We start from the raw sequence: 15,797 nt of genomic DNA, 5'->3' as shown, positions 1-15,797 counted from the left end.
GAGGTTTGGACATGAAAAAAATCGTAGGCAAAGGTTACTCGAAGATAGATGGAATGGCCATTTCTACAGGCAAGCCTGTATATACTGACGACCTTGCAATGAGGGATGCCCTTGTTATAAAGCTGCTAAGGAGCCCTCATGCTTTTGCAAGAATAAAAACAATAGATACTTCAAAGGCCGAAGCTCAAGACGGCGTTGAGTGCGTATTGACATATAAGGATGTGCCCAATGTGAGATTCACTTTGGCGGGGCAGTCCTATCCTGAGCCATCTCCTTATGACAGGCTCATACTTGAGGATATAGTAAGATATGTCGGGGACGAGGTTGCGCTTGTGGCGGCAAAGGATGAAAAGACTGCGGAAAAGGCATTAAGCATGATAAAGGTGGAGTACGAAGTGCTCGAACCCGTGCTTGATTTTGAAGAGGCCATAGGCCACAAGTCCATAGTCCATCCCGAGGACAACCTGCATTGCAACTTTGACATAGGTCTCGACAAGGATAGGAATATAGCGACATACCACAAGGCGGAGTTTGGAAACGACATAGAAGAGGAGCTTGGAAAGTGCGACGTAATTGTCGAGCAGACATACTACACTCAGGCCCAGGCGCAGGCCATGATGGAGACGTTCAGGTCTTTTAGCTATCTGGACCATACTGGAAGGCTAATAGTTGTATCGTCAACTCAGATACCCTTCCATGTCAGAAGGCATATTGCCAGGGCCCTTGAGATATCTGCAAGCAGGATAAGGGTAATAAAGCCAAGAATTGGCGGGGGCTTTGGAGCAAAACAGACTGCGGCAGTCGAGATACTCAATGCGCTTGTGACGCTAAGAACAGGCAAGCCTTCAAAGATAGTATATGACAGGCAGGAAACCTTCAGTTGCACTACGAGCAGGCACGCCATGAGGATAAAGGTTAGGCTTGGAGCGACTAATGACGGAACAATAAAGGTTGTTGACATGGAAGCCCTTTCGGATACGGGGGCTTACGGGGAGCATGCACCTACAGTTTTTGCTGTAGCAGGCCAAAAAACTCTTCCGCTTTACAACAAGGCGGTCGCCCTCAGATATCACGGCCACGCAGTGTATACCAACAAGATGCCTGCAGGAGCTCTAAGGGGTTATGGAGCCACGCAGGGCACATTTGCGCAGGAATGCGCAGTCAATGAGCTTGCTCATAAGCTTGGAATGGATCCTACTGAGCTCAGGCTGAAGAACCTCATAAAAGAGGGCGAAAGCACTATAGCATACGGCAAGACAATGGAGAGCTCAACTCTCGATGCATGCATACAAAATGGAAAGCAAATGATAGGCTGGGATGAAAAATTCCCATCAAGGCAGATATCCGAAAATAAGGTAAGGGCTGTAGGTATGGCAGTGACAATGCAGGGCTCGGGAATCGCCAATATAGACACTGCGTCTGCAGACATAAAGCTCAACGACGATGGCAGCTACACGCTGTATGTAGGTGCTACAGACATGGGAACGGGCAGCGACACGATACTTGCCCAGATGGCGGCCGAGGCGCTCAAAACTCAAATGGACAACATAGTAGTCAACGCTTCGGACACCGACATATCGCCATACGATCCGGGTTCATACGCTTCGAGCACGACGTATGTAACAGGCATGGCTGTAGTGCGGGCGGCTGAAGAGCTTATAGCAAACATGAAGCACTTGGCTGCAATGAAGCTTGATGCATTGGAAGACGAGCTTGAATTTGACGGAGAAAAGGTGTTTACGTCAAACGGAGAAAAGTCGATTTCGATACGAAAGCTGGCTGAGGAGCTCCTTGTGGGTACTCTTTCAAAGCAGCTTTCAGGCAGCGGAACGTACGGAAGCCCCGTCTCTCCTCCACCTTTTGTGGCCGGGTTTGCGGAAATAGAGCTTGACAAGGAAACCGGCAAATTCGACGTTATAGACTATGTGGCAGTTGTTGACTGCGGTACAGTCATAAATCCCAATCTGGCAAGGATACAAGTGGAGGGCGGCATAGCGCAGGGCATAGGCATGGCAATGTATGAGGATGTTGTTTACACTTCAAAGGGCAGGATGATAACGGATTCTTTTATGCAATACAAGATTCCTTGCAGGGAGGATATAAGGAGCATAAGAGTGGATTTTGAGGAAAGCCACGAGCCTACAGGTCCTTTCGGTGCTAAGTCAGTAGGAGAGGTCGTTATAAACACACCTCCGCCGGCAGTAGCTGCGGCTGTTTACAATGCATGCGGAATCAATGTCAGAAGACTTCCGATAACTGCGGAAAAGATATTTACTGGCATAAATAACAAATAGGAAAGAAATCAGGGCCTCCCGGGAAATCGGGAGGCCTTCACTATACTTTTTAATGTTTGTTTAGGACTATCAAACTATTTAATGTATTCATAAAATGTAATAATTTATCAATATTAGGGCGAGAATACCCTCCTCCTCTTAGGTGGGGGATGAATCGTCTAATGTTTTCAAGTTGTGTTTTTTGTGTCTGCTCCAGGGGTATACATATAATAGCAGAAATCAGCCTTATATGTCACACCAGGAGGTGAAAAGCAATGCTAATTAGCAAAGCGTACAAGTTCCGTATATATCCAAATAGCAAGCAAAGAGAACTGATAGCCAAAACAATAGGCTGTAGCCGCTTTGTGTTCAATCACTTCCTGAATGCTTGGAATAACGAATACAGACAAACAGGCAAGGGCTTGACATATAATTATTGCTCTGCGCAAATGACCCAACTCAAGAAAGAACTTGTGTGGCTCAAGGAAGTAGACAGCATAGCGCTGCAATCCTCCCTGAAGAATCTTGGTGATGCTTTCGACCGTTTCTTCAAGAAGCAGAATGATGCTCCACGTTTCAAATCCAAAAGAAACAAAGTGCAATCGTATACTACAAAATGTACTAATAGCAATATAGCCATAGTAGACAACAAAATCAAACTGCCTAAGCTTGGTCTAATCAAGTTCGCTAAGTCTAAAGAAATAAATGGCAGGATTCTGAGTGCCACTATAAGGCGTAATCCATCCGGCAAATATTTTGTATCTGTGCTTGTTGAAAGCGAAGTGCAAGAGCTACCCAAGTCGAATTCTTCATGCGGAATAGACGTAGGCCTGAAAGATTTCGCCATACTTTCAGATGGCACAGCATACGAGAATCCCAAGTTTTTCAGAACGCTTGAAGCAAAGCTTGCAAGAGAGCAACGCATACTATCAAAGCGTACCAAGTTCTCAAATAACTGGCATAAGCAAAGAGTCAAGGTTGCCAGAATACATGAGCATATAGCCAATGCAAGAGCAGATTATCTGCACAAAATCTCTACCGAGATAGTCAAAAACCACGACATCATCGGCATTGAGGATTTGCAGGTATCCAACATGCTCAAGAACGGCAAGCTAGCTAAAGCGATATCCGAGGTGTCTTGGGCACAATTCAGAACAATGCTTGAATACAAAGCCAATTGGTACGGTAAGCAAGTCGTCGCCGTAGCTAAGAACTTTGCTTCAAGTCAGCTATGCTCTGATTGCGGTTACAAGAATAAAGACGTTAAGAATCTCTCTGTCAGAGAGTGGACTTGCCTAGAATGTGGAGCAAACCATGACAGAGATATTAACGCAAGCATAAATCTTAAAAACGAAGCCCTAAGGCTTCTAACCGTAGGAACTACGGGGTTAGCCTAATAATAAACTGCTCGTTGGAGCGGTATTCTTAGGAATCCGTCCACCTCTAAGCGTTAGTGTAGGTGGCGGTAGTTCAAAATAGTAATTGTGGATATATATATCCACAAGACATCTAATCTCCGAAATGGCAAAGCTCTCGAAAGGGAGGGACGCAAAGCCACGGGCCTAAGGCGCAAGCTAGGGTGGCAGGGCTGCCGAAGAGAATCCAAAGGGTTGAATAAATCATCTGGAGATTATATGCCTAAAATTAAAAAGGAGGAAGTTATAATGCGAAGGATGAGAAGGATAATGTCACTGCTTGTAGTTTTCATGCTGCTTTTTTCTTCAGTGGCAATGGCGAAAGGACCATCTGATTCAAAGAAGACTCCAAAGGCCAAGGCATCAGTAAAAACTGAGAAAGTAGGGATGGCGGAAAAAGCTGAGAATGAAAAAACTGCCGGCAGCAAAAAAAGTGATTCGGCTGGCAAGCTGGAAGCTTCTGCTGAGGGGGAAACGAACAGCAACCTGCCTGAAAATGCTGCAAAAGGAAAGCAGCCGCAGTTTGTGGCTGAAAAAAAGGCCTATATGGCTCAGGTAAAAGAGCTTAAGAAAGAGTTGAAGGCTCTCACTAAAAGCGGATATACGGCTGAAGAGTTGCAGCAGATTACAGACAAGGCAACGGCTCTTGAAGCCCAGTACCCTGGAGTAAAAGCAATGCCAGTTGAGAGCATAATATCAAACAAAGCCAAGCTAAAGTTTGACGTGCCGCCGGTTATAAAGGAAGGCAGTATGCTCATACCTGTAAGGGCTGTGACAGAAGGAATGGGCGCCAATGTTGTATGGAATCAGAAAGAGCAAAGTGTAACGATAACAAAGGATGGCACTGAAATAGTAATAAAGCTTGGAGAAGGAATTGCAACAGTTAGTGGTACTGAAGTGGAGCTTGGAGCAACAGCGGAAAGCTTCAACAACAGGACTTTTGTGCCTCTAAGATTTATTGCGGAAAGCCTTGGATTGAGCGTGGAATGGGACGAGGAAACTCAGACGGTTGAAATAGACGAAGAGGAACTTGCAGATGAAGCTGAGTCAGTTCAAGCTCCTTCGGATGGCGAAGCAGCGGTTGAAGAGCCTCAGACTGATGGCGCTGATACTGACGAATCAACAGAAACTGAACAGTCTGTTTCAGGAGACACAGGCGTACCATCTGAGATACAGCAGCCTGCAGCTGATGAAGCTTCAGCAGATGATATACTGGATCAGTCTGTAGCTGTAGAGGTTCAACCATAATAGTACATAACATATAGTAAATAAAAAGCACCTGATGAGCAATAATGCCGCGTCAGGTGCTTTTTCCATTTGATATCGTTATTATACTGTTACTCGAGGAATGACGGTGTTGACAGGTAACGCTCGCCAGTGTCGGGAAGGAGCACAACTATTGTTTTGCCTGCATTTTCAGGGCGCAAAGCCAGCTGTGTGGCTGCAAATACAGCTGCGCCTGATGAAATGCCAACAAGAAGACCTTCTGCCTTGGAAAGCTTTCTTGCTGTTGCAAATGCTTCTTCGTTTTGGACAGCTATGACTTCATCATAAACTCCGGTGTTCAAAGTTGCAGGGACAAAGCCTGCGCCTATACCCTGGATTTTATGCGGGCCCGCCTTGCCCTGGGAAAGAATCGGCGAATCTGCAGGTTCTACAGCGACTACCTTTATTGAAGGATTCTGAGATTTGAGGTATTCGCCTACTCCTGTAATTGTGCCTCCCGTGCCGATGCCTGATACAAATATATCCACCTGGCCGTCTGTGTCTGCATAAATTTCAGGTCCGGTTGTTTTCCTGTGAACTTCAGGATTTGCAGGATTTACAAATTGTCCGGGGATGAAAGCGCCGGGGATTTCCTTGGCGAGCTCCTCGGCCTTGTCTATAGCTCCCTTCATGCCCAGCGAGCCGTCAGTAAGTACAAGCTCAGCGCCGTAGGCTTTCAGAAGATTTCTTCTTTCGACGCTCATTGTTTCGGGCATTGTAAGTATTACGCGATAGCCTTTTGCCGCAGCAACCGAGGCAAGCCCTATGCCTGTATTGCCGCTTGTCGGCTCAATAATTACCGAATCAGGATTGATGAGTCCCTTCGATTCAGCATCTGCTATCATAGCATATCCGATTCTATCCTTGACGCTGCCCGCAGGGTTGAAATACTCAAGCTTTGCAACAATCCTGGCGCCCAAGCTATTCTGCCTGGAATAATTGGCAAGCTCCAAAAGCGGGGTGTTTCCTATAAGATCAGTCAAGCTTGAATAAATTCTAGCCATATTTAATCGCCTCCTATATCATATAAAACATATATGATTGATATGTTTTATATGATATTAAATAATGGTCTTGTTGTCAATAGTTTTGTGAAAAAAAGCACATAAATCAAATAAAAAAATAAAAGCCGCATCCCTGACATGGGAATGCGGCTTTTGCAAGCATTTAAAGCATTTTTTCGAGTCTTGCTGCAATTTCTTTCAGGAAATCCACAGTGTTTACAACTTTGATATCCTTGATCTCTGAAAGCGAGGCAAGGTCTTTTGTCATTACACCTTCTTCAATAGTCTGTATAGAAGCCTTCTCGAGCTTGTTTGCAAAGTCTACAAGCTCGGCTGTGCCGTCCAGCTCGCCGCGTTTTCTAAGGGCGCCTGACCATGCGAAAATTGTGGCCATGGAGTTTGTAGAAGTTTCTTCGCCCTTGAGGTGCTTGTAGTAATGTCTAGTAACAGTGCCGTGAGCGGCCTCATATTCGAAATTGCCATCTGGCGACACGAGCACCGATGTCATCATGGCAAGGCTGCCGAAAGCCGATGCAACCATGTCTGACATTACATCTCCGTCGTAGTTCTTGCAAGCCCATATTACTCCGCCTTCGGATCTTATGATACGTGCAACCACATCGTCTATTAGCGTGTAGAAGTATGATATGCCGGCCTCTTCGAATTTTGATTTATACTCGTTTTCGAATATCTCGTCGAATATGTCCTTGAATCTATGGTCGTATATCTTTGATATTGTGTCCTTTGTAGAGAACCAAAGCTCCTGCTTTGTATCGAGTGCGTAGTTGAAGCACGATCTTGCAAAGCTGGCTATAGACTTGTCCAGGTTGTGAACACCTTGTATCACTCCGGGACCGTCAAAATCGAATATGGTATGTCTTGAAACCTCTCCGCTTTCTGAAGTGAATACAAGTTCAGCCTTGCCTTTTCCCTCAACCTTGTATTCTACATTTCTGTATACATCGCCGTATGCATGTCTGGCTATTGTTATAGGCTTTTTCCAGCTCTTAACGAAAGGCTTTATGCTGTCTACTGTTATAGGAGCGCGGAAAACCGTACCGTCAAGAAGGGCTCTGATTGTTCCGTTAGGGCTTTTCCACATCTGCTTCAAGTTGTATTCAGTGACCCTTTGAGCATTAGGAGTTATAGTGGCGCATTTTACGGCAACGCCGTATTTTTTTGTTGCAAGAGCCGAGTCTATAGTTATCTGATCGTTAGTCTCATCTCTCTTTTCAAGTCCAAGGTCATAATACTCTGTATTGAGGTCTATGTATGGAAGCAGAAGTATGTCCTTTATTTCCTTCCAGATTATTCTGGTCATTTCGTCTCCGTCCATCTCGACAAGAGGGGTCTTCATTTGAATTTTATTTGGCATAATATTTCTCCTTTCAATATAATTAAACATTTAAAATGACAAATCTTTATTAATCAACTTATTATACACTTTGATAATGCTAATAATCAATAGTTTGAGGCAGCTTTGGAAATGTTTATTGTAGAGTACAATTTGCAATATTGAAATCTAAAAATTTCAAAATATACATCAAGGCTCCGGAATAAATCCCGAAGCCTTGATGTATATGTCTTATTCGTTTTTATACCTCGACTATCCAGCCTTCAGGAGCCTCTATATCTCCGAATTGTATGCCGCAAAGCGTATCGTAGAGCTTTCTTGTCACAGGTCCAACTTCGGTTTCGCTAAAGAACACATGAAGCTTGCCGCCATATTCTATTCCTCCTATAGGAGTTATAACGGCCGCAGTGCCGCACGCGCCGGCCTCGGCAAAATCGTCAAGCCTGTCTACAGGCACATCTCTTTCCTCTACAGGCATTCCAAAGTAATCCTTGGCTAAATGCATCAGCGAATACTTTGTTATACTTGGAAGTATGGATTCTGAAATAGGGGTTACAAATTTGTTGTCCTTTGTTATCCCAAAGAAGTTGGCAGCTCCTACCTCTTCTATATTTGTGTGGGTTGCAGGGTCAAGATATATACAGTCTGCAAAGCCTTTCTTGACAGCGAGTTCGTGAGGCAGCATGCTTGCCGCGTAGTTTCCGCCAACCTTAGCAGCGCCTGTTCCGTAAGGAGCAGCCCTGTCGTAGTCTGACACCATAAAGTTTACAGGTGCCAGGCCGCCCTTGAAGTAAGCACCTACAGGCACGCAGAACACGCAGAAAATGAATTCGGGCGCCGGCTTGACGCCGAGATTGTCGCCAACTCCTATTACAAAAGGACGAAGATACAGAGTTGCTCCGGTTCCGTAAGGCGGTACGTATTTTTCGTTTGCCTGAACAACTTTTTTGCAGGCCTCTATGAATATTTCCTCAGGCAGCTCAGGCATCAAGAGCCTTCTGCAGCTGCTGTTGAGACGCTTGGCATTCTGGTCGGGTCTGAAAAGCTGTATCTTGCCGTCTTTTCTCCTATACGCCTTGAGCCCTTCAAAGCATTGCTGGCCGTAGTGAAGCGCTGCTGAAGATTCGCTTATCCTTAGCATGTTGTCTTCTACAAGTTCACCTTCGCCCCACTTGCCATCCTTCCAGGAACAGATAAACCTGTAATCAGTTTTCATATAGGCAAAACCAAGTTTGCCCCAGTCGATGTCCACTTGTTTTTCCATGTCAAACCTCCTGTATGTTGTGTGATATAAAGCTACAGTGTCTTTGTTTCCATATTATGATTTATACCACTGAATCATAGTGTAAACGCATTTTGTTTTTTTAATATTATAAAACAAAGACAGGTTTATATGCAATCCTTGGTGGATACGGACAGCAAAATGGGTATTATTGTATCAGGAAAATAAAACGAGGTGATATCATTGAATTTAGCTGGATTGATAGATCATACAATATTAAAGCCTGATGCTTCAAAAAGCGAACTAGAAAGGGTATGTGGCGAAGCGGTGGAATACGGCTTCGCAAGCGTATGTGTTAACGGCTGCAATGTTGAATATGCATGCAGCATGTTAAAGGGCAGCAGCGTAAAGGTTGCTTGCGTGGTCGGTTTCCCTCTTGGAGCAATGCACCCACTGGCAAAAGCCTTTGAGGCAAGGACTGCAATGGAGTCAGGTGCGGGGGAAATAGATATGGTTATGAATGTCGGCGCGTTCAAGGACGGAGATTACGACATGGTGCTTGAAGACATAAAGAGCGTTGTTGAGGCTGCAAAAGATGCAGCTGTTAAGGTCATAATAGAAACCTGCCTGCTTTCAAGGGAGGAGATAGCAAAGGCCAGCAAGCTGGTTAAGGATTCCGGTGCGGTATTCGTAAAGACATCAACCGGTTTTTCAAGATCAGGCGCCAACGAGGAGGACATAGCGCTTATACGAAGCGCTGTGGGACCGGATTTTGGTATAAAGGCCTCTGGTGGAATAAGGACATACGAGGATGCCATGCGCATGGTGGAGGCGGGAGCCACAAGGATAGGGGCGAGCCTTTCTGTAGACATTGTAAGGGGCGGAGAAGGGAAATAACAAACAAGGATGGTGTTTTGGGTGTCATACGAAAAGCGGATACTAAAGGCGGCTGAATATATAAAGGACAAGATAGGGGAGCCGCTTCCCCAAATAGCCATTATACTTGGTTCGGGGCTTGGCGAATTGGCAGAAAGGATTGAAGGTGCAATAGCCCTGGAATACTCGAAAATACCGAAGTTCCCGGTGTCAACCGTGGAAGGACACAGCGGCAGGCTGGTGTTTGGGAGTTTGAGCGGCAGGAAGGTTGTAGTTATGCAGGGCAGGTTCCACTACTACGAAGGCTACGACATGAAGGATGTGACGCTGCCGGTGAGGGTTATGAAGCTTCTTGGAGTGGAGACACTCATAGTGACCAACGCATCCGGAGCGGTAAACAAGGATTTCAACCCGGGCGAGCTCATGCTAATAAGCGACCACATAAACATGACATTTGACAGTCCTCTAAAGGGAAAAAACATGGACGGCTACGGGGTGCGCTTTCCCGATATGAGCAATGCCTATGACGAGGGGCTAAGGGGAATTGTAAGGTCGGCGGCAGCTGAAAACGGCATAAAGCTCAATGAAGGTGTCTATGCATGCATGGGGGGGCCGGCATATGAAACTCCGGCTGAAATCAGGATGCTTAGAGCGCTTGGAGCGGACGCAGTAGGCATGTCGACTGTGCCTGAAGTGATATGCGCCGTGCACAGCGGTATGAAGGTTATAGGTATATCGTGCGTTACAAACATGGGCGCTGGAATACTTGATCAGCCGCTTGACCACAGCGAAGTAATAAGGACATCCAGCATGGCCAGGGAAAACTTTATAAGCCTTCTGTCCATGACAATAGAAAAGCTGTGATTGCGACTTTCAATAATACAGACTAATATGCGGAGGGCTGGCCATATGAGAATGTACGATATAATCAAGAGCAAAAGAGACGGACGCGAACTGACAGCCCGGGAAATAGAATTTTTCATAGAGGGCTATACAAGGGGAGACATTCCCGACTATCAAGTTTCAGCGCTTATGATGGCGATATTTTTCAGGAAGATGAACAAAGAGGAGACGGCCAATCTGACAATGGCCATGGCAAGAAGCGGAGACATGCTCGATCTTGCGCCAATAGACGGGATAAAGGTCGACAAGCACAGCACGGGAGGGGTCGGCGACAAGACTACCCTTGTAGTTGCGCCTCTTGTTGCAGCATCAGGCGTTCCAGTTGCAAAGATGTCTGGCAGGGGTCTTGACCATACAGGAGGAACTATAGACAAGCTTGAAGGCATACCGGGCTTCAATGTGAGTATGACCATACAGCAGTTCATAAGCAATGTAAACAAAACGGGTATAGCTATAAGCGCCCAGACAGGCAATCTGGCTCCTGCAGACAAGAAACTGTACGCACTTCGGGATGTCACTGCCACTGTAGACAACATGTCGCTCATTGCAAGCAGCGTTATGAGCAAGAAGATAGCATCCGGCGCCGACGCCATAGTGCTGGATGTCAAATCAGGGAGCGGAGCCTTCATGAAGGATGATCAGAGCGCATTTGAGCTGGCCAGGGAAATGGTGGAAATAGGATCGAACGTCGGCAGAAGGACTGTGGCCGTTGTGACGGACATGAGCCAGCCGCTTGGGAATGCGGTCGGAAATGTGCTTGAAGTGATAGAAGCAATAGATACCTTGAGAGGAGAAGGACCGCAGGATCTTAAAGAGCTTTCGCTTGCTCTCGGAGCCCAGATGTTACTGCTCGGACGCCGGGCAAACAGCATTGAAGAGGGCAGGAACATGCTTGAAGAGCTCATAAAGTCGGGCAAGGGCCTTGAAAAGCTAAAGGAAATGGTAGAGGCCCAGGGCGGTGACGCATCTTGCATTGAGGATACCTCCAGGCTGAAAAAGGCCAACTTCAAGCTTGCGGTAATATCTGAATGGGAAGGGTATGTAGAGTCCATAGCGGCCGACGAGATAGGAAGGGCAGCGCTTGTGCTCGGAGCCGGAAGGGAGACAAAAGAGAGTAAAATAGACATTTCGGTGGGTGTTCTGGTGCATAAAAAGATTGGAGACCGAATCGACAAAGGCGAGATGCTGGCGACAATTCATGCAAATGACATGCAAAGGGCACAGGAGGCACGGCAGATCATAATGTCAGCATATGGAATTTCTGGCGGCATTGTCGAAAAACCGAAGCTGATCAAGGGGATTGTAGCGAGCGATGGCATTTCAGTATTCTAGAGCGTAGCAAATTAAAGGGAGATTTTGGGGATATGATCTAAAGGAGAAAATAGAATGAAAATTCTCGTTGAAAAGGCCAACATTATGCTTTTTACGGCTGCAGGGATAGAATTTGTTAAAGGCGACATCGCAATAGAAGGTGGCAAGATTAAAAGCATAGGCAAGGCGCCTGAAGGCTTCACGGCGGTCAAAAAAATAGATGCGAGGGGCATGATGGCAATGCCAGGGCTCATAAACACTCACACGCACCTGCCTATGTCGCTTCTGAGAAATTACGCAGATGATATGCCTCTTATGGAATGGCTTGAAAAAAAGGTGTGGCCTGTGGAGGCAAGGCTCAGCGAAGAGGACATATACTGGGGAAGCATGCTCAGCATAGCGGAGCTTATAATGTCAGGTACTACATGCTTCAACGACATGTACGAATTTGCAGATTCCGTGGCGCAGGCGGCCGCAGACTCGGGCATACGTGGGTTTGTGGCTAACACGCTATTTGACAGAACAAGGGATGGGGACAGGGAGCTTTCAAAGACTGCCGATTTGTTCCACAAGTGGAGTAAAAATGCGGATGGCAGGATCGGAGTTATGGTGGCTCCGCATGCGCCGTACACATGCTCGGACGACTATCTCATCGAGGCCTCCAAGCTTGCAAGTGAGCTTGGAACAGGACTGCACATACACCTTAGCGAGAGCAGAAGCGAAGTAGAGGAGAGTATTCGAAGAAATAAAAAAACGCCGGTGAGGCATATGCAGGAGTTGGGCATTTTTGAAGGCAGGACACTTGCCGCGCACTGCGTGCATGTCACAGGCGAGGACATAGATCTGCTCAGTCAAAATAATGTCTGCGTGCTCAACAACCCTGCAAGCAATCTCAAGCTTGGGAACGGTTTCGCTCCGATTGAAGCCATGCTTCAAAAGGGGATTTGCGTATCTCTTGGTACAGACGGCGCTTGCAGCAATAACAGCCAGAACATGCTGGAGGAGATGAAGCTTGCAGCGCTCATCAACAAGGGAATAGCTGAAAACCCGCAGGCAATGGGTGCGGAGAAAGTAATAAAAATGGCAACTCTCAGCGGGGCGAAAACGCTGGGAATAGCGGGCTTGACGGGCTCGCTCGAGGAAGGCAAGGCGGCCGACATCATACTTGTTGACATGGGGGCTGCCCATATGCAGCCTGTACACAACATGTCATCTGCCGTAGTGTATTCTGCTCAGGCGGTTGACGTAGATACTGTTATAGTAAACGGTAAGATTCTCATGGAAAACAGGATGCTAACAACTATTAATCTTGAGTATATCAAGAAAAAGGTGCTTGAGTCGGCTTGCAGGATAACCAGAGTATAGCTACCATAAAAAATAAAAGGCGGGTGATATCATGAACTGGGTTGGATTTGTCAGGCTCATTAAAAGCATATACGGCAAAAAGTTGCCTGATCTTGAGTGGATAGAAAAACAGGGGCTTTTGGCCGTCAAAATAGGCCAGACATTTGCCCTTAGGATTGACTTTCTAAATGAGGAGACATGCGCCCACCTCTCAAGGCTCTATTCGAGCAATACAAAAATACCGCCTGAGAAGGTAAATAGCCTCATAAATTATTATTCTCCGGCGGGCTGGAGGGACAATTTTGAATATATCGAAGAGAAGCCCCTTGCATCCGCATCTGTAGGACAGGTGCACAGGGCAAGGCTAAAGACCGGGGAAGAGGTAGTTGTAAAGCTTGTTAAAAAAGATTTCAAGAAAAGTTTCAAAAAAGACGTTGAAAGCTTGAAGTCATTCCTCAAAACCGCAATATTCTTCTATCCAAAGCTCGACAAGGTGGCAGATCCTTTAGGGATTCTAAAAAACATAGAAAAGTATACGCTCGACGAGCTCAACCTCCTGAACGAGATAGCCCACAGGGACATACTAGAGGAGATAAAAAGCGACAACATGGCCAGGCATGACCTTTCAAGGCTAAAGTTCCCAAAGGTATACAAGGAGCTCTCAAACGAAAACATACTCGTGAGCGAGTTCATAGAAGGGGAGACCTTTGACAAGCTTTTAAGCGAGGGAAGGCTCGACTATGAAAATCTCCTGGAGCTGTTCCACATACACGGTTTTTATGTTTTTAACGTAGGCACTTTTCATGGAGACATACACCCCGGCAATATAATACTGAAGGGAAATGACATGTATTTTGTAGACACCGGGGCGCTTGGACTGGTTGGGACCAAGATTAAAAAGGGTCTTTTCAGGTTCATGGAAAATCTCAGCTTCTATAACTACGGCGAATGCGCCAGAAGCCTTAATGAAATGGCCGATGTTGAAATAAGCGGGGAAAAATACGATGACTACAGGGAGAAGTTCATGAAGCTGTATGCGGATTTTACAGGAAAGAGCGTGTCACAAGTTAGTCTGACAAGGAAGATGATGGATACGATAAAGCTTGGTGTAAACAGCGGAATGGTGTTTGAAAAGGGCATGTATCCAATCATTAAGAGCCTGATGTATCTGGATGGAATGGTGCTAAAGTGCAATCCGAATGCGGTGCTCATGGAGGACATGAGGCAGTTCATAGGTGAGCTAAAGGGCCAGGAAGATTGATGGAGGGATGGGTATGAAAAAGAAAGTGGCAATAGTTGGAGCCGGCCCGGGAGGCTTGACTGCAGGCGTGATACTCTCGAGCAAGGGTTACCAGGTGGATATATATGAGAAAAACGAGTATATAGGCGGAAGAAACTCATCGCTTATCTTGGGCGATTTCAAGTTTGACCTTGGGCCGACTTTTCTGATGATGGACTTTATACTCGAAGAGGTATTTGAAATAGCGGGCAGGAAGACGAAGGACTATCTGGACATAAAAAGGATAGATCCCATGTATAGGCTTTTGCTGCCAAATGGAAGGGAATTCTATCCGACTTATGACCTTGAAAAGATGGAGGCCGAGCTTGAAGCCAATTTCCCGGGGGCTTTTGCTAAGTACAAGGAATTTCTGAGAGAGGAAAAGAAAAAGTTCGACGCACTCGTGCCCTGCCTTCAGGTCCCGTACGATTCGTTTGCTGATTTTTTCAAGGCGAGATTCATAAGCGCCATACCAAGGCTGGATGCGCATAAAAGTCTGTTCGATCATCTTGGCAGGTATTTTGAAGACGAGAATCTGAGGCTGGCCTTCACATTCCAGGCAAAATACCTGGGCATGTCGCCGTGGGAGTGTCCGGGGACATTCAGCATAATATCGTATATAGAGCATGGGGGAGGCATATATCATCCGATAGGCGGCTTAAATGAGATATCAAAATCGATGGCCAGGATTATTGAAGAAAACGGAGGCAGTATACACCTTGAAATGCCCGTGAAAGAGGTGGTTGTAAAGGATAAGAAAGCTCAATCCCTGCTGCTTGAAAACGGAGAAACAGTCAGTGCCGACCATATAATAGTGAATGCGGATTTTGCTCATGCCATGAAGAATATGGTAAAAGAAGAGCACAGGCCAAAGTACACAGATGAGAAGCTCGGGCAGAAGAAGTATTCCTGCTCAACATTCATGCTTTATCTCGGACTGGACAAGCTCTACGAATGCGGGAGCCACCACAACATATTGTTTTCCAAAGACTACAAGGAGAACATAGACGACATATCCAAAAGATTCGTGCTTTCAAAGGATCCATCAGTATACGTGCAGAATGCGTGCCTTACTGACTCAACGCTTGCTCCCGGAGGCAAATCTACAATGTATGTGCTTGTGCCTGTTCCAAACAACAATTCAAGCATCGACTGGGAGAAGGAAAAGAAAGCCTTCAGAGACAAGATAATAAGTATAATGGAGGAACGCGGAGGCTACAGCGGCATAGAAAGTCACATACTGGAGGAAAAGATAATAACCCCGCTAGATTGGGAAAGCGAAAAGAGCGTTTACAAAGGCGCAACCTTTAATCTGGCGCACAACATAGCTCAGATGCTAGTGTTCAGGCCACACAACAGATTCGAGGAATTTCAAGGCTGCTATCTTGTCGGAGGCGGAACTCATCCTGGAAGTGGTCTGCCTACAATATACGAATCGGGAAAGATATCCTCGAGGCTTATACTCGAAGAGGACGGCATTGAGCCTGGATTCTAATAAATCAAAAAGACAGGATGGGCATTTTAAAAGCTTAAATCCTGTCTTTTTCTAT

12 protein-coding genes and 1 riboswitch are annotated in these 15,797 nt (G+C 46.1%); of the genes, 9 read left to right on the top strand and 3 right to left on the bottom strand.

Translation table 11 applies throughout. The features are described from left to right. The first annotated feature begins 11 nt into the window (after positions 1-11). From EAL2_RS07795 to EAL2_RS14805, 3 genes are all read left to right on the top strand, one after another. Entirely contained in the window at positions 12-2,294 is a 2,283-nt protein-coding gene (locus EAL2_RS07795) for a xanthine dehydrogenase family protein molybdopterin-binding subunit (RefSeq protein ID WP_038601956.1), read from the top strand. 254 nt (positions 2,295-2,548) lie between these two features. Beyond that, a complete protein-coding gene (gene tnpB / locus EAL2_RS07790) occupies positions 2,549-3,670 on the top strand; it encodes an IS200/IS605 family element RNA-guided endonuclease TnpB (protein WP_025435841.1) in 1,122 nt (373 codons plus the stop codon). A gap of 116 nt (positions 3,671-3,786) precedes the next feature. After that, a riboswitch (cyclic di-GMP riboswitch) is annotated at positions 3,787-3,869 on the top strand. A gap of 68 nt (positions 3,870-3,937) precedes the next feature. Further along, positions 3,938-4,936: a copper amine oxidase N-terminal domain-containing protein gene (locus EAL2_RS14805; RefSeq protein ID WP_025435840.1), complete on the top strand. Its 999-nt coding sequence runs from the start codon at positions 3,938-3,940 to the stop codon at positions 4,934-4,936. Between the two features lie 89 nt (positions 4,937-5,025). Here EAL2_RS14805 and cysK read toward each other — a convergent pair whose 3' ends face one another. The 3 genes from cysK to EAL2_RS07770 all read right to left on the bottom strand — a co-directional run bounded on the left by cysK (position 5,026) and on the right by EAL2_RS07770 (position 8,576). Then, on the bottom strand, positions 5,026-5,958 hold the full coding sequence (cysK, locus tag EAL2_RS07780; RefSeq protein ID WP_025435839.1) for a cysteine synthase A: 933 nt from the start codon (positions 5,956-5,958) through the stop codon (positions 5,026-5,028). Positions 5,959-6,121: 163 nt separating this feature from the next. Continuing rightward, on the bottom strand, positions 6,122-7,333 hold the full coding sequence (locus EAL2_RS07775) for an NADP-dependent isocitrate dehydrogenase (protein ID WP_025435838.1): 1,212 nt from the start codon (positions 7,331-7,333) through the stop codon (positions 6,122-6,124). Between the two features lie 220 nt (positions 7,334-7,553). Further along, positions 7,554-8,576, bottom strand: a complete 1,023-nt coding sequence (locus EAL2_RS07770) for a branched-chain amino acid aminotransferase (RefSeq protein WP_025435837.1) — start codon at positions 8,574-8,576, stop codon at positions 7,554-7,556. Between the two features lie 192 nt (positions 8,577-8,768). On the opposite strand from EAL2_RS07770, the gene deoC reads away from it, so the two are divergent. The 6 genes from deoC to EAL2_RS07740 are packed head-to-tail and all read left to right on the top strand — an operon-like array spanning position 8,769 to position 15,742. Then, positions 8,769-9,431: a deoxyribose-phosphate aldolase gene (deoC, locus tag EAL2_RS07765; RefSeq protein ID WP_334292060.1), complete on the top strand. Its 663-nt coding sequence runs from the start codon at positions 8,769-8,771 to the stop codon at positions 9,429-9,431. A 21-nt stretch (positions 9,432-9,452) separates the two neighbouring features. Then, complete coding sequence (locus EAL2_RS07760) at positions 9,453-10,274, top strand: purine-nucleoside phosphorylase (protein ID WP_025435835.1); 822 nt, start codon at positions 9,453-9,455, stop codon at positions 10,272-10,274. A gap of 45 nt (positions 10,275-10,319) precedes the next feature. After that, a complete protein-coding gene (locus EAL2_RS07755; protein WP_025435834.1) occupies positions 10,320-11,645 on the top strand; it encodes a pyrimidine-nucleoside phosphorylase in 1,326 nt (441 codons plus the stop codon). 54 nt (positions 11,646-11,699) lie between these two features. After that, positions 11,700-12,989 carry an amidohydrolase gene (locus EAL2_RS07750; protein WP_025435833.1) on the top strand — a complete coding sequence of 430 codons (1,290 nt, stop codon included), beginning with the start codon at positions 11,700-11,702 and terminating at the stop codon, positions 12,987-12,989. 31 nt (positions 12,990-13,020) lie between these two features. Continuing rightward, on the top strand, positions 13,021-14,229 hold the full coding sequence (locus EAL2_RS07745; RefSeq protein WP_025435832.1) for an AarF/UbiB family protein: 1,209 nt from the start codon (positions 13,021-13,023) through the stop codon (positions 14,227-14,229). Positions 14,230-14,242: 13 nt separating this feature from the next. After that, a complete protein-coding gene (locus tag EAL2_RS07740) occupies positions 14,243-15,742 on the top strand; it encodes a phytoene desaturase family protein (protein ID WP_025435831.1) in 1,500 nt (499 codons plus the stop codon). Positions 15,743-15,797: the final 55 nt, after the last annotated feature.

Source organism: Peptoclostridium acidaminophilum DSM 3953, assembly GCF_000597865.1.
Taxonomy (GTDB): domain Bacteria; phylum Bacillota; class Clostridia; order Peptostreptococcales; family Peptostreptococcaceae; genus Peptoclostridium_A; species Peptoclostridium_A acidaminophilum.
Note: the sequence above shows the minus strand (reverse complement) of the source record. Positions and strands in the feature narration are given on the sequence as shown.

Coding starts and splice junctions, on each gene's coding strand:
- EAL2_RS07770 (WP_025435837.1), bottom strand. CDS start 8,576: ATGGAAAAACAAGTGGACATCGACTGGGGCAAACTTGGTTTTGCCTAT.
- EAL2_RS07775 (WP_025435838.1), bottom strand. CDS start 7,333: ATGCCAAATAAAATTCAAATGAAGACCCCTCTTGTCGAGATGGACGGA.
- EAL2_RS14805 (WP_025435840.1), top strand. CDS start 3,938: ATGCGAAGGATGAGAAGGATAATGTCACTGCTTGTAGTTTTCATGCTG.
- EAL2_RS07755 (WP_025435834.1), top strand. CDS start 10,320: ATGAGAATGTACGATATAATCAAGAGCAAAAGAGACGGACGCGAACTG.
- EAL2_RS07750 (WP_025435833.1), top strand. CDS start 11,700: ATGAAAATTCTCGTTGAAAAGGCCAACATTATGCTTTTTACGGCTGCA.
- EAL2_RS07745 (WP_025435832.1), top strand. CDS start 13,021: ATGAACTGGGTTGGATTTGTCAGGCTCATTAAAAGCATATACGGCAAA.
- tnpB (WP_025435841.1), top strand. CDS start 2,549: ATGCTAATTAGCAAAGCGTACAAGTTCCGTATATATCCAAATAGCAAG.
- cysK (WP_025435839.1), bottom strand. CDS start 5,958: ATGGCTAGAATTTATTCAAGCTTGACTGATCTTATAGGAAACACCCCG.
- EAL2_RS07740 (WP_025435831.1), top strand. CDS start 14,243: ATGAAAAAGAAAGTGGCAATAGTTGGAGCCGGCCCGGGAGGCTTGACT.
- EAL2_RS07795 (WP_038601956.1), top strand. CDS start 12: ATGAAAAAAATCGTAGGCAAAGGTTACTCGAAGATAGATGGAATGGCC.